Genomic DNA, 16,207 nt, shown 5'->3' with positions numbered 1-16,207 from the left:
AGCCGGAACGCCGTCGTGACGCATGCCGGGAGGTCGGATGCCGCAGGCCACGGGCCGCGCCGACGCCACGCGCGCGGTCGTCTTCTCACCGCTCGACGGAGCGGGCCGCGCGGAGCTCGTCGAGCAGCGCCTCACCGACGCGATCGTCGCGGGCGTGCTCCGCGACGGCGAGCGCCTGCCGAGCGAATCCGAGCTCGCGCGCAGCCTCGGCGTAGCCGTCGTCACCGCCCGCGAGGCGCTCGTCGCCCTGCGCGACAAGGGCCTCGTGCAGACCCGCCGAGGACGCGACGGCGGCAGCTTCATCACCCACGACCGCGATGCGGCGATGCGCATGATCGACGAGCGCGTGCGCTCGCTCAGCCGCATCGAGCTGCGCGACCTGTCCCTCCACTACGCCGCGATCGCGGGCATGGCGGCCGAGGTCGCGGCCGATCGCGCGAGCGAGGACGACCTCGCCAGCCTCGTCGAGATCGACGCCCGCGCCGACCTCACCACCCCGGGCGGCGCGCGGCGCGCGGTCGGCCGGTTCCAGCTCGAGATCGCCGCGGTGAGCCAGTCGCCGCGCCTCGTGCACGAGGAGCTGCGCCTGCAGGCCGAGGCCGGGCCCTTGCTCTGGCTGTGCCTGAAGGAGCAGGATTCTCGTGACCGCAGTCGCAGCGCTCGCCTCGAAGTCATCGAGGCGATCCGCGCCGTGCAACCCGAACGTGCACGACACGCGACCACCGAGCACATCGCCTCGGCCGTCGAGTGGCTCATCGATGAGAAGGTGCGCCTCGAGCAGGCGGGCCCGTCCCGCGCCGAGACGCCGGCGGGCGAGGCATCCGCGGTCGCAGCATCGGAAGGAGCGAGGCCATGACCGTCACCGTCGACGTCGCCGCCGAGCACATCGCACGGCGCATCGCCTCCACGATCGACCCCGTCTTCGCCATGATCGACGGGTGGCGCGACGTGCTCGAGCGCGAGCTGTCGGGCCCGCTGGCCGGCGCCCTCACCGGCTCCACCGAGCCCACCGCGGAGACCCTCGACCCGATCGTGGCCGCACTCGTGAGCACTGAGCTGGAGCGCGACGGCACGCTCATCACGGGCGCCGGGTTCGTCGCCGCGCCGGGCTTCCTCGCGGACGCGCCTTGGCATCTGGCGTGGTGGCTGAGCGGCTCGAACACCTTCGGCGCCGGCCCCGACCCGAAGCTCCGCCGGCTCGAGGCCGTGAGCGACCCCGACTCCGAGCAGTTCCGCGATTACACGACCCTCGAGTGGTGGCGCGTTCCCGCACGCACGGGCAGCCGGCACCTCACCGGTCCCTACGTCGACTACCTGTGCACCGACGACTACACCGTGACCATCACGACACCCGTGCGCATCGACGGCGAGATGGTCGGCCTCATCGGCACCGACCTGTACGTCGCACGCCTCGAGCAGGTGCTGCTCCCGGTCATCCGCGAGTCGGGGCATCCGTGCACCCTCGTGAACGCGTCGGGCCGCATCGTCGCCTCGACCGACGCCAGGCGCGCGACGGGCGCCCTGCTGCGACTGGAGGGACTCCCCGAGGCGCTCGCCCCGCTGCGTGACGCGGTCGCCGTGACGGATGCCGCGAGTCTGCCGGGCGGCGAAGCCGTGCTGCCGTGCGGCGACACGTCGCTGGCCCTCGTGCTCGAAGCCTGAGATCCCGGGTCCGGTCCCGCCGGGCAGGCCGGGCCGCGCCGGTCAGGCCAGGTCGTCGCCCTCGGTCAGCGCGCGGATCGCCTCGGGCTCGGCCCCCGCGGCGAGCAACCGATCGGTGAGCGCCCGCCGGGCACGGAGGTAGGGCTCCCGGGATCCCGAGAGCACTGACCGCGCGTTCGCACCGTCGAGCAGTGCGGTCGCCTCGAACGCCAGCTGCGCGGCATCCGCGTGGCCGTCGAGCTCGCCGGCATCGATCGCGTAGCCGATCGCGACCTCGAGGTAACCGCCCCAGCTGTCGAAGGCCTGCGCGACCGCATCGTGCACGGGCCCCGTCTTCGCGTCGAGGTCGGCGGCGGCGGCCGCGAAGAAGCATCCGCCGGGGAAGACGCGGTCGCGCGAGTAGGCGATCCACAGGTCGAGCAGCAGGGCGATGCGACGGATGCCGCGTGGCTCGACCCGTGCGGGTTCGAGCACGGCCTCGCGGAACCGCTGGGTGGCCGCCTCCACCGTCGCGAGCTGGAGGCGCTCCTTCGTGCCGAACAGCGTGGCCACGCCGCTCTTGCTCACGTCGGCGGCCGTGGCGAGGCGCCCGATCGAGAGGCCGTCGAGTCCGTCGATAGACGCGAGGTCGGCGGCGCGCTCGAGCACGATGCGTCGCGAGGCGTCGCCGCGCACCCGCCGGCCGTCGACATCGTTCATGGGCTTCAGTTTACGCACGATCGTTCGTATAGTGTAAGTACGATCGTTCGTACTCATTCATCGGACGCCACACCTCGCACCAATCTGGAGGCCGACATGCACCCCGCCACCACCGCACTCGTCGCCGCCGTGCGGGCGGCCGATCGCGTCTCTCCCGCCCTCGCCGGGCGACTCGCGCTGCCCCTGTTCCGACGGGTCGGGCCGCCGCTGCCCGTGCGGCCGACCGACCGGGCCGTGCACGAGCACGCCGAGCGGGGCACGATCACGGTGCGCGGCCGCTCGATCACCACGTACTCATGGGGGCACGGACCCGAGACCGTGCTCGTCGTGCACGGCTGGCGCGGCCGCGCGTCGCAGTTCGGCCCGATCGTGCGCGAGGTTCGGGCCGCCGGCTACCGGGTCGTCGGCTTCGACGCGCCCGCCAATGGCGACTCCCCCGGTCGCCGCACCGACATCCGCGACTACCTGGGTGCCATCGACGAGCTCCAGCACCGTCACGGCATGTTCCGCACGGTGATCGGGCACTCGTTCGGGGCCCTCGCGGCGCTCACCGCTGTGCACGAGGACACCGCTGCCGGGGGCGTCGTGGCGATCGCCGGCATGGCCGACGCGCGTTTCCTCGCCGACTCGTTCGCCGCACGCATTGGGGTCGGCCCCGCGACCGCCGACGTGCTGGCCGGGCGGTTCGCCCGTCGGGTGCTGCCCGACGTGCCCGACGTGTACGCCAGGTTCGACGCGGTGCGGCATCCGCTGCCCGCCGGGGTGCCGTTGCTGCTCGTGCACGACCGCGCCGACGGTGAGGTGCCGGTGGCCGAGTCGCGGCGCCTGCACGCGGCGCACGGCGACCGCTCGCGCCTCGTGCTCACCGAGGGCGCGGGACACTCCCGGGTGCTCGGCGCCGACGCGACGCTCGACGCCGTCACGGCGTTCACGCTGGGCGGCCTGCCCGCGTTCGACCGGCTGCGCGCCGAGAGCGTGACGACCGGCTCCGCCTGACGCGCCGGGCGTCTCGTCATCCACGCCGATACAGGCGATCGGCCGGGATTCAGGCCGGTGCCGCCCGCAACAGCCTGAGCAGCGGCCGATCGCCTGAGGGGCGCTCGATCACCGCACTCGAACCGACCCCCGCGGGAGGAGATCCGCCCCGCGGGAGGTCGCCACGTCGCTCGGGCACCTCCGCTCGGGCGGGTCTCCTCCCGTCCGAGCTGCGCGGCGCCGGTCAGGTGCAGCCGCGGGCGCGGGCGGTCACGCTCCGTCGCCGGGATGCGGCGGGCCGCCCCGATTTGCGACGATGGGGGCATGCCCGTTCGCACCCCGGCCCTCGTCGGCATCTCGCACGGCACCTCGTCCGAGGAGGGCCGCCGCGCGGTACGCGGGCTGCACGACGCGGTCGCCGCGGCGGTGGCGCAGCGGCATCCGGATGCCCCGCCGAGCGTGCGGCTCGGACACGTCGACGTCGAACAGCCCGACGTCGCCGCCACGCTCGCCTCGCTCGAGCCCGACGAGCCCGCCGTCGTGGTGCCGCTGCTGCTGTCGGCGGGGTACCACGTGTACGTCGACCTCACCGAGGCGGTCGACGACGAGAACGACGAGGGCGGACGTCGTGTCGTGCTCGCCGGCGCACTCGGACCCGACGACCGGCTCGCGACGGTACTGCTGCGGCGGCTCGAAGACGCCGGACTCCGTGACGACGACCGGATCGTGCTCGCCGTCGCCGGGTCGAGCGACCGGCGGGCGGTCGTCGACTGCCTGGACATGGCGAAGCGGCTCGCCGCGGCATCCGGACGCGCGGTCACGGCGGGGTTCCTCTCGGCCGCCCAGCCGCGCCTGCCCGAGGCGGTCGCGATCGCCCGAGCGGATGCCTCCGCCGCTGGCGCCCGCGTCGTGGTCGCGAACTACCTGCTCGCCCCCGGCTACTTCGACGACCTCGCCCGCGCGGCCGGCGGCGACGTGACCGCGCGGCCCCTGCTCGTCGAGGACGAGCCCGCGCCCGCCGAGCTCGTGGAGATCGTGCTCGACCGCCACGCCGCGGCATCCGCCCGCCTCGCCTGAACCCGAGCCGCGCTACGCGGCATCCGCTCGCCTCGCCCGACTCACGCACCCGTCATCCGCTCGCCTCGCATCGGCCGCGAAGCGGAGCCGATCGTCCCATTACCGCGGCGTGCGTCGCCGCAACCGCCTGTGTCGAAAGACGACGTCGTGTGACGCAATGCGACACGGCATGACCGGGCATGACACGCGCCCTGTCGGATGCCGCCGACCTCGCCTAGCTTCGACCGGACACCCCACCTGCCGCGCACTGCGCCAGGTGTGCTGCGCCGGACGAGGAGAGGAGACGCCGATGACCACACCGACGACGGATGCCGCGCCCGCCCGCTCGGACGTTGGCGAGCGCCCCGCCCCCGCCGAGCGGGGAGAGCGCTCCGCCCGCGCAGACCGCCCCGCCCGCGGCGACGGCCCCGCCCGCCCGCCGCGTCCCGCCTCGCGCCCGCACGGACAGTGGAAGGTCGACGGCACGGCCCCGCTCAACGCCAACGAGGTGTGGAAGCAGGAGGACGGCGGCCTGGCCGTGCGCGAGCGCATCGAGTCGACCTACGCCGCCGGCGGCTTCGCGAGCATCGACCCGACCGACCTGCACGGCCGATTCCGCTGGTGGGGCCTCTACACGCAGCGCAAGCCGGGCATCGACGGCGGCAAGACCGCCACGCTGGAGCCGCACGAGCTCGAGGACGAGTACTTCATGCTCCGCGTCCGCATCGACGGCGGGCAGCTCACGACCGAGCAGCTGCGCGTGATCGGCGGCATCTCGACCGAGTTCGGTCGTGACACCGCCGACCTCACCGACCGGCAGAACGTGCAGCTGCACTGGGTGCGCGTCGAGGACGTGCCCGAGATCTGGCGCCGCCTCGAAGCCGTCGGGCTCGGCACCACCGAGGCGTGCGGCGACGTGCCGCGCGTCGTGCTCGGCTCGCCGGTCGCGGGCATCGCCGCCGACGAGCTCATCGACCCCACGCCCTCGATCGACGAGATCACCGCGCGGTACATCGGCGACCCCGAGCTCGCGAACCTGCCGCGCAAGTTCAAGACGGCGATCACCGGGCACCCCAGCCAGGACGTCGTGCACGAGATCAACGACGTCGCGTTCGTCGCGGTCGACCACCCCGAGCTCGGCATCGGCTACGACCTGTGGGTCGGCGGCGGCCTTTCGACGGCGGCGCACCTCGCCGTGCGCCTCGGCGCCTGGGTGGCGCCCGAGCAGGTGCCCGACGTGTGGCTCGGCGTCACGTCGATCTTCCGCGACTACGGGTACCGGCGCCTGCGCAACAAGGCGCGCCTGAAGTACCTCGTGGCCGACTGGGGGGCCGAGAAGTTCCGCGAGGTGCTCGAGACCGAGTACCTCGGGGCGCCCCTCCCCGACGGCCCGCCCGCGCCGAAGCCGCTCACGCAGGGCGACCACGTGGGCGTGCACCGCCAGAAGGACGGCCGCTTCTACATCGGCGTCACCCCCTTCGTCGGGCGTGTCTCCGGCTCGATCCTCACGTCGATCGCCGACGTGCTCGAGCGGCACGGGTCCACCCGCCTGCGCACCACGCCGCACCAGAAGCTCGTGCTCCTCGACATCGAGGAGTCCGAGGTCGAGCAGGTCATCGCCGAACTCGATGCCATCGGGCTGCAAGCTCGGCCGAGCCTCATCCGCCGCGGCACGATCGCGTGCACGGGCATCGAGTTCTGCAAGCTCGCCATCGTCGAGACGAAGCAGACGGCGACGAACGCGGTCATCGCGCTCGAGGAGCGGCTCGCCGGCATCGACCTCCCGCACCCGATCAGCCTGCACGTGAACGGATGCCCCAACTCCTGCGCCCGCATCCAGACCGCCGACATCGGGCTGAAGGGCCAGCTCCTCCCCGACGGCGACGGCGGACAGACGCCCGGCTTCCAGGTGCACCTCGGCGGCGGCCTCGCCTCCGCCACCCGCGAGGAGGCCGGCACCGGTCGCACCGTGCGCGGCCTCAAGGTCACCGCCGACGGCCTCACCGACTACGTGGAGCGCGTCGTGCGCCGCTTCCTCGCCGAGCGCGAGGCCGCCTCCGACGAGACGTTCGCCGAATGGGCGCACCGAGCCGACGAGGAGGCCCTGCAGTGAGCGTGTCCCTCGCACCCCGCGCGGCGACCCTCCGGTCGCACGACGAGCTGCGCGCCCTCGCCGAGGCGGGCAACGCCGAGCTCGGCAGCCTCACCGACCACGAGGCATCCGCCGCCGAGGTCGTCGCGTGGGTCGCCCGCAACTTCGGGTCGGATGCCGCGGCCGTCGCCTGCTCGATGGCCGACGCCGTGCTGCCGCACGTGGTCGCCGCCGACCTGCCGGGCGTCGACGTGCTGTTCCTCGACACGGGGTACCACTTCACCGAGACCTACGTGACGCGCGACGAGGTCGCCCGCGCCCTCGACGTGCGCGTGGTCGACGTGCTGCCCGAGCAGACCGTGGCCCAGCAGGACGCCGAGTTCGGCGCCGAGCTGTTCTCCCGCGACCCCGGCCTGTGCTGCGCCCGCCGCAAGGTGGCGCCGCTGCAGCAGGCGCTGTCGGGCTACGAGGTGTGGTTCACGGGCGTGCGCCGCGAGGAGGCGCCGACCCGCACGAACACACCCCTCGTGCAGTGGGACGAGCGCAACGGCCTCGTGAAGGTGAACCCGCTCGCGGCGTGGACCTTCGACGAGCTCCTCGACCACGCGGGCGAACACCAGGTGCCCGTGAACCTCCTGATGTCGCACGGCTACCCCTCGATCGGCTGCGAGCCGTGCACCAAGCCCGTCGCCGCGGGCGAGGACCCGAGGTCGGGCCGCTGGGCCGGCCTCGCCAAGACGGAATGCGGGCTGCACCTATGAGCGTCACCGACACCCTGGCGCGGGGCACGCGCCTCGACGCGCTGGACACCCTCGAGGCCGAGTCGATCCACATCATCCGCGAGGTCGTCGCCGAGTTCGAGCGGCCCGTGCTGCTCTTCTCGGGCGGCAAGGACTCGGTGGTCGTGCTGCACCTCGCCGCCAAGGCGTTCTGGCCGGCCAAGGTGCCGTTCCCCGTGCTGCACGTCGACACCGGCCACAACTTCCCCGAGGTCATCGACTTCCGCGACCGCACGGTCGAGCGCCTCGCCCTGCGTCTCGAGGTCGCCGCCGTGCAGGACTACCTCGACGACGGCCGCTTGACGGAGCGCGCCGACGGCACCCGCAACCCGCTGCAGACCCAGCCGCTGCTCGACGCCATCGCCGCCGGCCGCCACGACGCCGTCTTCGGCGGCGCCCGCCGCGACGAGGACAAGGCCCGGGCGAAGGAGCGCATCCTGAGCCTGCGCGACGAGTTCGGCCAGTGGGACCCGCGCAACCAGCGCCCCGAGCTCTGGGACCTCTACAACGGCCGGCACACCGTCGGCCAGCACGTGCGCGCCTTCCCGATCTCGAACTGGACCGAGCTCGACGTGTGGCGCTACATCGAGCGCGAGGGCATCGAGCTGCCGCCGCTGTACTACGCGCACGAGCGCGAGGTGTACCGCCGCGACGGCATGTGGCGTGCGGTGTCGGATGTCTCGCCGGCGCGGGCCGACGAGGTCGTCGAGCGTCGCACGGTTCGATACCGCACGGTCGGCGACATGAGCTGCACCGGCGCGGTCGAGTCGGCTGCGGCATCCGTCGCCGACGTCGTCGCCGAGGTCGCCACGTCGACCCTCACGGAGCGCGGCGCGACCCGCGCCGACGACCGCATCTCGGAGGCCGCCATGGAGGACCGCAAGAAGGACGGGTACTTCTGATGAGCGACGCACTGACCGACGCCCTGGGCGACGCACGAAGCGATGCCCGCGTGAGCGACGCACTCTTCCGCTTCGCGACCGCGGGTTCGGTCGACGATGGCAAGTCGACCCTCGTCGGCCGCCTGCTGCACGACTCGAAGGCGATCCTCGCCGACCAGCTCGAGTCGGTGGCCCGCACGTCGGCCGAACGCGGCTTCGGCGGCGAGCCCGGCGCGATCGACTTCGCCCTCCTCACCGACGGCCTGCGCGCCGAGCGCGAGCAGGGCATCACGATCGACGTGGCCTACCGCTACTTCTCGACCGGACGCCGGTCGTTCATCCTCGCCGACTGCCCCGGCCACGTGCAGTACACCCGCAACATGGTCACCGGTGCGACCACGGCCGACGCGGTCGTCGTGCTCGTCGACGCCCGCAACGGCGTGCTCGAGCAGACCCGCCGCCACCTCGCCGTGGTGCAGCTGCTGCGGGTGCCGCACGTCATCGTCGCGGTGAACAAGATCGACCTGCTCGGCTACTCGGAGGCGGCGTTCGTATCGGTCGCCGACGAGGTGACGACCCTCACGCGCGAGCTCGGCCTGCCCGAGGCGCACGTCATCCCCGTGTCGGCCCTGGCCGGCGACAACGTCGTCGACCGCTCGGAGAACACGCCGTGGTACGACGGCCCGAGCCTGCTCGAGCTCCTCGAGACCCTGCCGTCGGTCGACGAGCTCGAGACCGAGCTCGAGGCACTGCGGATGCCGGTGCAGCTCGTCATCCGGCCGCAGGGCGCCCTGGCACCCGACGTGGCCGACCCCGAGCGCTTCCGCGACTACCGCGCCTTCGCCGGACGCATCGCCTCGGGCACCGTGCGTGTCGGCGACCGCGTGCAGGTGTTCCCGGGCGGCGCGAGCACGACCGTGACGGGCATCGACGCGGGGCGGCGCGAGCTCGACGCGGCATCCGCCCCGCAGTCGGTGTCGCTGCGGCTCGCCGACCAGCTCGACGCCGCCCGCGGAGCCGTCGTGGTCGCGGCCGGCGCACTGCCCGAGCCGCGTCGCGAGCTCGACGCCGCCCTGTTCTGGCTCGGCGCCCAGCCGCTCCGCCCCGGTGCCCGCGTGCTCGTGAAGTCGGGCACCACCACGGTGCAGGCCCTCGTGCCCGAGGTCGTGGGCCGTCGCGACCTCGACTCGCTCGCCCTCGAGCCGGCCGACGGCCTCACCGTCAACGACATCGGCCAGGTGCGCGTGCGCCTCGCGGCCGAACTGCCCGTCGAGGAGTACGCCGCGCACCGTCGCGCCGGCGCGTTCCTCGTCATCGACCCGCAGTCGGGCGCCACGCTCGCTGCCGGAATCGTCACCGCTCCGGTGACGCCCGCCACCGGCGACGCCGGCAGCACCAGCACCACCCGCACGACCACCGACACCGAAGGAGTAGCAGCATGACCGCAACCTCACGCGTCCGTTCCCGCCTCGGCCTGGTCGCGGGCATGATGCTCGCGGCCGCCATCGTCACCACGGCGGTGCTCGCGCTCAGCGGCTGCGCTCCGCAGTCGGCCGGTGCCGCCGGGCAGACCGCCGCGGCATCCGCCACCACCGAACCCGCCGAGGAGCTGCGCCTCGGCTACTTCGCGAACGTCACCCACGCACCCGCGCTCGTGGGCCTGCAGGAGGGCCTGTTCGCCGACGCGCTCGGCGAGACGAAGCTGACGACGCAGGTGTTCAACGCCGGCCCCGCCGCCATCGAGGCCCTCTCGGCGGGCGCCATCGACGCGACCTACATCGGCCCGAACCCGTCGATCAACACGTTCATCCAATCGGGCGGGGAGTCGGCGCACATCGTCGCCGGCGCGGCCACCGGCGGAGCGGCGCTCGTCGTGCGCGAGGGCATCGACTCGGCGAAGGACCTCGAGGGCACCACCCTCGCGTCGCCGCAGCTCGGCAACACGCAGGACGTGGCACTGCGCTCGTGGCTCGCCGACGAGGGCTACACCACCGACACCACCGGCGGCGGCGACGTGCACATCACGCCCACCGAGAACGCGCAGACCCTGACCCTCTTCCAGCAGGGCGGCCTCGACGGCGCCTGGCTGCCCGAGCCGTGGGTGTCCCGCCTGCTCGCCGACGGCGGCCGTGGCGCGCACGTGCTCGTCGACGAGGCCGACCTCTGGGACGACGGCGCGTTCCCCACGACCGTGCTGCTCGTGCGCGCGGACTTCCTCGAGGAGCACCCCGAGACCGTGAAGGCGCTGCTCGAGGGCCACGTGGCATCCGTCGCCTGGCTCGACGAGCACGCCGACGAGGCGCCCGCGGTGATCAACGCCGCGCTCGAGGCCGACACCGGCAAGACGCTCGACGAGGCGGTCATCACCCGGGCGCTCGAGCACGTGACGTTCGGGGTCGACCCGCACGCAGAGACCTTCGAGACGCTCGTCGAGAACGGCCTCGAGGCGGGAACGCAGAAGGACGGCTCGATCGACGGGCTGTTCGACCTGCGCCTCCTCAACGAGCTGCTCGAAGCCGACGACGCCGAGCCGGTCTCCGCCGGCGGCCTCGGCGAGGAGTAGGAGCCACCCATGAGCGGGCAGACGGCCATCCGCATCGACCGGCTGGGCAAGCGCTTCGGCGCCGGCCCGCTGGTGCTCGACGACGTGAACCTGTCGATCGAGTCGGGCGAGTTCGTCTGTCTGCTCGGCGCCTCGGGCTGCGGCAAGTCCACGCTGCTCAACCTCATCGCGGGGCTGGACGCGCCGACCAGCGGGTCGATCGACGTGCCCGCCGAGGGCGCCGCGGTGATGTTCCAGGATTCGGCGCTCATGCCGTGGCTGACCGCCCGGCAGAACGTCGAGCTCGCGCTGCGCCTCCGTGGCGTGCCGCGCAGCGCCCGCCGGGGCGAGGCACTCGAGCTGCTCGACGTCGTCAACCTCGCGGATGCCGCGGAGAAGCGGCCGCACGAGCTGTCGGGCGGCATGCGCCAGCGTGTGGCCCTCGCCCGCGCGCTCGCGCAGGACCGGCCCGTGCTCCTCATGGACGAGCCGTTCGCCGCCCTCGACGCCATCACGCGCGACCTGCTGCACGAGGAGCTCGAGCGTGTGTGGCGCCGGACCGGCCGCACGATCGTGTTCGTCACGCACAACGTGCGCGAGGCCGCCCGCCTCGGCCAGCGCGTCGTCCTCCTGTCGAGTCGTCCCGGCCGCGTCGCCGGCGAGTGGCGCATCGCCGAGACCGCCGGCCGGCGCATCGAGTCGCCCGAGGTCGCGGCACTCTCGATCGAGATCACCGAGCAGCTCCGGAAGGAGATCCGCCGAAATGCCGCATGACGCCACCCTCCTCGACGAGCGCGCGCCCGAGGCATCCGCTCACGATGCCCGCGACCGCCACGACGACCTGCGCAGCCTCGAGGCCGGCCTCGACCGCCTGCAGACCTCGCCCGAGCGCGCCCAGAGCGGCTGGCGCCGCTTCACCACGAGCGTGCTGCCGCCCATCCTCTTCGTGGTCGCCCTCATCGCCGCCTGGCAGCTCTACGTGGTCATCGCCCAGCCGCGCCCCGACATCGTGCCCGGCCCCGTCGACGTGTTCAACGCGATGCTCGCGGGCTGGGAGTCGGGTCGCCTGCAGCTCGCCGTGATCACGAGCCTCGAGCGCGGCGTCGTCGGCTTCCTCATCGCCGTCATCGTCGGCACGCCCCTCGGGCTGCTCCTCGCCGAGGTGAAGCCGCTGCGCCGCGCGATCGGCCCCATCATCTCGGGCCTGCAGGTGCTGCCGTCGGTCGCGTGGGTGCCGGCCGCGATCCTCTGGTTCGGGCTGACGGATGCCACGGTGTACTTCGTCGTGCTCATGGGCGCGGTGCCCTCCATCGTCAACGGCCTCATCGCGGGCGTGGAGCAGGTGCCGCCCCAGCTCCGCCGCGTGGGCACGGTGCTCGGCGCCAACCGCACGCGGCTCGCCACCCTCGTGGTACTCCCGGCGGCGCTGCCCGGCTACGTCGCCGGCCTCAAGCAGGGCTGGGCGTTCTCGTGGCGGTCGCTCATGGCGGCCGAGATCATCGCCGTCGGCGGCACGATCGGCTTCGGCCTCGGCTCGATGCTGCAGCAGAGTCGCGAGCTCGCCGACATCGGCGGCGTGCTCGCGACGGTGCTCGTGATCCTGTTCATCGGCATCCTCATCGAGCTCGTCTTCTTCGCCCCCCTCGAGCGACGGATGCTGCGGCGCCGGGGCCTGCTCCAGGGAGGCACACGATGACCGCGGACACCGTCACCGGCCACGTCACGCTCGTGGGGGCCGGACCGGGCGACGCGGGACTCCTCACCCTCCGCGGCCTCCGCGCGCTCGAGGCGGCCGACGTGATCGTGGCCGACCGGCTCGGGGCGCGCGGCGTGCTCGACGGCCTGGCCGCCGAGGGCGTCGAGCTTCGCGCCGAGGTCGTCGACGTCGGCAAGCTGCCCGGTCATCACGCCGTGCCGCAGGACGCGATCAACGCGCTGCTCGTCACCCTCGCACGCGACGGCAAGCGCGTCGTGCGGCTCAAGGGCGGCGACCCGTTCATCTTCGGCCGCGGCGGCGAGGAGGTCGCGTTCTGCCGCGACGCCGGCGTCGACGTCGACGTCGTGCCGGGCATCACCAGCGCCATCTCGGTGCCGGCGATCGCGGGCATCCCGCTCACCCATCGCGGCCTCGCAACGACGTTCACCGTCGTCACCGGCCACGACCAGATCCAGTCGCTCGGCGGCGGCCGCGACCACACCGTGGTGCTCCTCATGGGCATCGGCACGCTCGCGAACTCCGCGATCACGCTCGCCCGCGGCGAGCGCGGCGCCGACTGCCCCGTCGCGATCATCGAAGACGGCTACGGGCCGCGCCAGCGGGTCACGGTCGGCACGCTCGGCTCGATCGCACTGCAGGCGGCGCGCCGCGGCATCCGCTCGCCCGCGGTCGTCGTGGTGGGCGACGTCGTGACGTTGAGCCCCTACGCCCCCGCGGCGATCGGTGACCACGCCGGCGTTCGCGCACTCTGACCCTCGACACCGACCTCCCGGTCCCCCACCGAAAGGCCCTACTGCCATGCCCCGTCACCTCCGCGTCGCGATCGTCGGCGCCGGCCCCGCCGGCATCTACGCCGGCAACATCCTGAACCGCCAGGTCACCGAGGCGGGCGGCGAGGTCGCGATCGACCTGTTCGAGTCGCTCCCGGCGCCCTACGGGCTGATCCGCTACGGCGTCGCGCCCGACCACCCGCGCATCAAGGGCATCGTCAACTCGCTGCACGAGATGCTCGACGCGGGCACCATCCGGCTCATCGGCAACGTCGAGGTCGGCCGCGACGTCACGGTCGACGAGCTGCGCGACCACTACGACGCCGTGGTCTTCGCGACCGGCGCCCTGAAGGACGCTCCGCTCGACATCCCGGGCATCGACCTCCCCGGCTCGTACGGCGCCGCCGACGTGGTCGCCTGGTACGATGGCCACCCCGACGTGCCGCGCGAGTGGCCCCTCGACGCTGAGCAGATCGCCGTGATCGGCAACGGCAACGTCGCCCTCGATGTCGCGCGCGTGCTGGCGAAGCATCCGAAGGACCTGCTGTCGACGGATGTCCCCGCGAACGTCGTCGCCGGCCTCGAGGCGTCGCCCGTCACCGACGTGCACGTCTTCGGCCGCCGCGGCCCCACGCACGTGAAGTTCACGCCGATCGAGCTGCGCGAGCTCGGCGAGGTGCCCGACGTCGACGTGATCGTGTACGACGACGACTTCGAGCGCGCCGCCGGCGACCCGCACGCCGACCAGCTGCTCGCGTCGAACAACCAGGTCAAGGTCATGACTCGCACGCTGAACGGCTGGCGCAAGCCCGCCGACTGGGTGCCCACCGCGTCGCGACGGCTGCACCTGCACTTCCTGCACGCGCCCGTCGAGGTGCTCGGCACCGACCGGGTGGAGGGCGTGCGCTTCGAGCGCACCCGCCCGGTGGGCGACGGCTCGGTCGAGGGCACGGGTGAGTTCGTCGACGTGCCCGTGCAGGCGGTGTACCGAGCGGTCGGCTACGCGAGCTCGCCGCTGCCGGGCGTGCCGTTCGACGAGCGCAAGGCCGTCATCCCCAACGACGGCGGCCGGGTGACGGATGCCGCGGGCGAGCCGATCCCCGGCGTCTACGCGACCGGCTGGATCAAGCGCGGCCCCGTGGGACTCATCGGGCACACGAAGGGCGATGCCCTCGAGACCATCACGAACCTGCTGTCGGATGCCGCGGCGGGCGCGCTGCCCGAGCCGGTCGTGTCGGCGGGGCCAGGCGGCGACGAGGTGTTCGAGCTGCTCGAGGCCCGCGGCATCCGATTCACGACCTGGGCCGGATGGCTCGAGCTCGACGCGCACGAGCGCGGCCTCGGCGAGGCGTGGGAGCCGACCGATGCCGCGCATGCCGAGATCGTGCGCGAGCGCGTGAAGGTCGTGCCGCGCGACGAACAGGTGCAGATCTCGCGCGCCGGCGCGCTGGTGGGCTCGTGACCTACGTCATCGCGCTGCCCTGCGTGGATGTGAAGGACCGCGCCTGCATCGACGAGTGCCCCGTCGACTGCATCTACGAGGGTGAACGCTCGCTCTACATCCACCCCGACGAGTGCGTCGACTGCGGCGCCTGCGAACCCGTGTGCCCCGTCGAGGCGATCTACTACGAAGACGACCTCCCCGACGTCTGGGCGGACTACTACAAGGCCAACGTCGAGTTCTTCGACGAGATCGGCTCGCCGGGCGGGGCGGCGAAGGTCGGCGCGCTCGACTTCGATCACCCGCTCGTGGCGGCGCTGCCGCCCCAGGTCGCCGCGCACTGATCCCGACGCGGGCGCGCCGCGGCCGCCGCCGCGCTGGGACCGCGCATCGACTGGTCACGATCGGCTGCTTCGGATCACGCAAGCCGGCTGTTTGCGACCACTCGATGTGATGGGGCGGCGCGGCGCGGCGCGGCCGCGCGGCATCCGGCCGGCGTGCCCTCAGTGGCCGGCGGACCCCGCGTCGGTCGCGCCGACATCCGTGCGGTGGAAGTTCTGGAAGGAGCGCGACGCCGTCGGTCCGCGCTGCCCCTGGTACCGCGAGCTGTACTCGGCCGAGCCATAGGGGCGCTCGCTCGGCGACGACAGCCGGAAGAAGCACATCTGGCCGATCTTCATGCCGGGCCAGAGCTTGATCGGCAGGGTGGCGACGTTCGAGAGCTCGAGGGTGACATGCCCTGTGAACCCGGGGTCGATGAAGCCCGCCGTGGAGTGCGTGAGCAGCCCGAGCCGGCCGAGCGAGCTCTTGCCCTCGAGCCGGGCGGCGATGTCGTCGGGCAGGGTGACGGCCTCGTACGTCGACGCGAGCACGAATTCCCCCGGATGCAGGATGAACGGCTCGTCGGGACGGACCTCGATGAGGTGCGTGAGCTCGGGCTGGTCTTCGGCCGGATCGATGAACGGGTACTTGTGGTTGTCGAACAGCCGGAAGTACCGGTCGAGCCGCACGTCGATCGACGACGGCTGGATCATCGCTGGTTCGTAGGGCTCCAGCCCGATGCGCTCGCGGTCGAGTTCGGCCCTGATGTCACGATCCGAGAGAAGCACGCTGACAGCGTAGCAACGCTTGCTAGGATGGCTTCCGTTGCACCGTCACCCGCGGAAACGGGCGGGCGGATGCCGCACGCGGATGTAGTTCAATGGTAGAACTTCAGCTTCCCAAGCTGATAGCGCGGGTTCGATTCCCGTCATCCGCTCCGTGAAGGTCCGGCACGACGCCCCGCTGCGAATGCCTGGGTCGGTTGGCGTCGCTCAGCGCATCGAACGCCGCCACCGCCGGCAGCCTCGGGTCAGGTGCCGAGCACGTGGAACACGTCGTAGACCATGAACGCCGGCCACACGAGGCCCTGGAAGATCGCGCCCACGTACTCCCAGAAGCCATCGGCCTGCTGCCAGAAGTAGACCCACGCGCCGAAGATCCCGAGACTGTAGAACGCTCCGCCGCCCGCGAGGCAGCCTGCGTTCGTGCTTCTGTCGGTCATCACGCACCCCCTGCCGAGCAGGCTACGCCAATGGCGCCGGATGCCGCTCG

The 16,207-nt window shown here is 72.8% G+C and carries 17 protein-coding genes and 1 tRNA gene; 15 read left to right on the top strand and 3 right to left on the bottom strand.

Translation table 11 applies throughout. From position 1 onward, the window contains the following. Positions 1-37: 37 nt before the first annotated feature. Entirely contained in the window at positions 38-856 is an 819-nt protein-coding gene (locus J2X63_RS08120) for a GntR family transcriptional regulator (protein WP_309975941.1), read from the top strand. After that, positions 853-1,662: a hypothetical protein gene (locus tag J2X63_RS08115; protein WP_309975938.1), complete on the top strand. Its 810-nt coding sequence runs from the start codon at positions 853-855 to the stop codon at positions 1,660-1,662. The genes J2X63_RS08120 and J2X63_RS08115 overlap by 4 nt, the downstream gene beginning before the upstream one ends. Before the next feature lie 42 nt (positions 1,663-1,704). Here the strand turns inward: J2X63_RS08115 and J2X63_RS08110 are convergent, their stop codons facing one another. Next, positions 1,705-2,361, bottom strand: a complete 657-nt coding sequence (locus tag J2X63_RS08110) for a TetR/AcrR family transcriptional regulator (RefSeq protein WP_309975937.1) — start codon at positions 2,359-2,361, stop codon at positions 1,705-1,707. Between the two features lie 96 nt (positions 2,362-2,457). Between J2X63_RS08110 and J2X63_RS08105 the strand changes: the two genes are divergently transcribed. The 12 genes from J2X63_RS08105 to fdxA all read left to right on the top strand — a co-directional run bounded on the left by J2X63_RS08105 (position 2,458) and on the right by fdxA (position 14,958). Next, positions 2,458-3,357 (top strand): alpha/beta hydrolase, encoded by a 900-nt coding sequence (locus J2X63_RS08105; RefSeq protein ID WP_309975935.1) that lies wholly within the window; start codon positions 2,458-2,460, stop codon positions 3,355-3,357. 303 nt (positions 3,358-3,660) lie between these two features. After that, positions 3,661-4,413, top strand: coding sequence for a CbiX/SirB N-terminal domain-containing protein (locus tag J2X63_RS08100; RefSeq protein ID WP_309975933.1), 753 nt, complete (start codon positions 3,661-3,663; stop codon positions 4,411-4,413). Between the two features lie 289 nt (positions 4,414-4,702). Next, complete coding sequence (locus J2X63_RS08095; protein WP_309975931.1) at positions 4,703-6,505, top strand: nitrite/sulfite reductase; 1,803 nt, start codon at positions 4,703-4,705, stop codon at positions 6,503-6,505. Further along, positions 6,502-7,245, top strand: a complete 744-nt coding sequence (locus J2X63_RS08090) for a phosphoadenylyl-sulfate reductase (protein WP_309975928.1) — start codon at positions 6,502-6,504, stop codon at positions 7,243-7,245. The genes J2X63_RS08095 and J2X63_RS08090 overlap by 4 nt, the downstream gene beginning before the upstream one ends. Further along, positions 7,242-8,165: a sulfate adenylyltransferase subunit CysD gene (gene cysD, locus J2X63_RS08085; protein WP_309975926.1), complete on the top strand. Its 924-nt coding sequence runs from the start codon at positions 7,242-7,244 to the stop codon at positions 8,163-8,165. The genes J2X63_RS08090 and cysD overlap by 4 nt, the downstream gene beginning before the upstream one ends. Beyond that, positions 8,165-9,586: a GTP-binding protein gene (locus J2X63_RS08080; protein WP_309975924.1), complete on the top strand. Its 1,422-nt coding sequence runs from the start codon at positions 8,165-8,167 to the stop codon at positions 9,584-9,586. Before cysD ends, J2X63_RS08080 begins: the two co-directional genes overlap by 1 nt. Beyond that, entirely contained in the window at positions 9,583-10,707 is a 1,125-nt protein-coding gene (locus tag J2X63_RS08075; protein ID WP_309975922.1) for an ABC transporter substrate-binding protein, read from the top strand. The genes J2X63_RS08080 and J2X63_RS08075 overlap by 4 nt, the downstream gene beginning before the upstream one ends. A gap of 9 nt (positions 10,708-10,716) precedes the next feature. Then, on the top strand, positions 10,717-11,460 hold the full coding sequence (locus J2X63_RS08070; RefSeq protein ID WP_309975920.1) for an ABC transporter ATP-binding protein: 744 nt from the start codon (positions 10,717-10,719) through the stop codon (positions 11,458-11,460). After that, the gene (locus J2X63_RS08065) at positions 11,450-12,382 is read left to right on the top strand and encodes an ABC transporter permease (protein WP_309975918.1); all 933 of its coding nucleotides are present in this window, start codon (positions 11,450-11,452) and stop codon (positions 12,380-12,382) included. Before J2X63_RS08070 ends, J2X63_RS08065 begins: the two co-directional genes overlap by 11 nt. Then, entirely contained in the window at positions 12,379-13,155 is a 777-nt protein-coding gene (gene cobA, locus J2X63_RS08060; RefSeq protein WP_309975915.1) for a uroporphyrinogen-III C-methyltransferase, read from the top strand. Before J2X63_RS08065 ends, cobA begins: the two co-directional genes overlap by 4 nt. Positions 13,156-13,201: 46 nt before the next feature. Continuing rightward, positions 13,202-14,635: an FAD-dependent oxidoreductase gene (locus J2X63_RS08055; RefSeq protein ID WP_309975913.1), complete on the top strand. Its 1,434-nt coding sequence runs from the start codon at positions 13,202-13,204 to the stop codon at positions 14,633-14,635. Then, entirely contained in the window at positions 14,632-14,958 is a 327-nt protein-coding gene (gene fdxA, locus J2X63_RS08050) for a ferredoxin (protein WP_309975911.1), read from the top strand. The genes J2X63_RS08055 and fdxA overlap by 4 nt, the downstream gene beginning before the upstream one ends. 159 nt (positions 14,959-15,117) lie before the next feature. Here the strand turns inward: fdxA and dcd are convergent, their stop codons facing one another. Continuing rightward, complete coding sequence (gene dcd, locus J2X63_RS08045; RefSeq protein ID WP_309975910.1) at positions 15,118-15,723, bottom strand: dCTP deaminase; 606 nt, start codon at positions 15,721-15,723, stop codon at positions 15,118-15,120. Between the two features lie 78 nt (positions 15,724-15,801). Between dcd and J2X63_RS08040 the strand changes: the two genes are divergently transcribed. After that, positions 15,802-15,872: transfer RNA gene (locus J2X63_RS08040), tRNA-Gly, on the top strand. Positions 15,873-15,965: 93 nt separating this feature from the next. Here J2X63_RS08040 and J2X63_RS08035 read toward each other — a convergent pair. After that, positions 15,966-16,157, bottom strand: coding sequence for a hypothetical protein (locus J2X63_RS08035; protein WP_309975907.1), 192 nt, complete (start codon positions 16,155-16,157; stop codon positions 15,966-15,968). Positions 16,158-16,207 lie beyond the last annotated feature (50 nt).

Source organism: Agromyces sp. 3263, from assembly GCF_031456545.1.
Taxonomy (GTDB): domain Bacteria; phylum Actinomycetota; class Actinomycetes; order Actinomycetales; family Microbacteriaceae; genus Agromyces.
The sequence above is the reverse complement of the archived record's forward strand: the minus strand, read 5'-3'. Positions and strand labels throughout refer to the sequence as shown.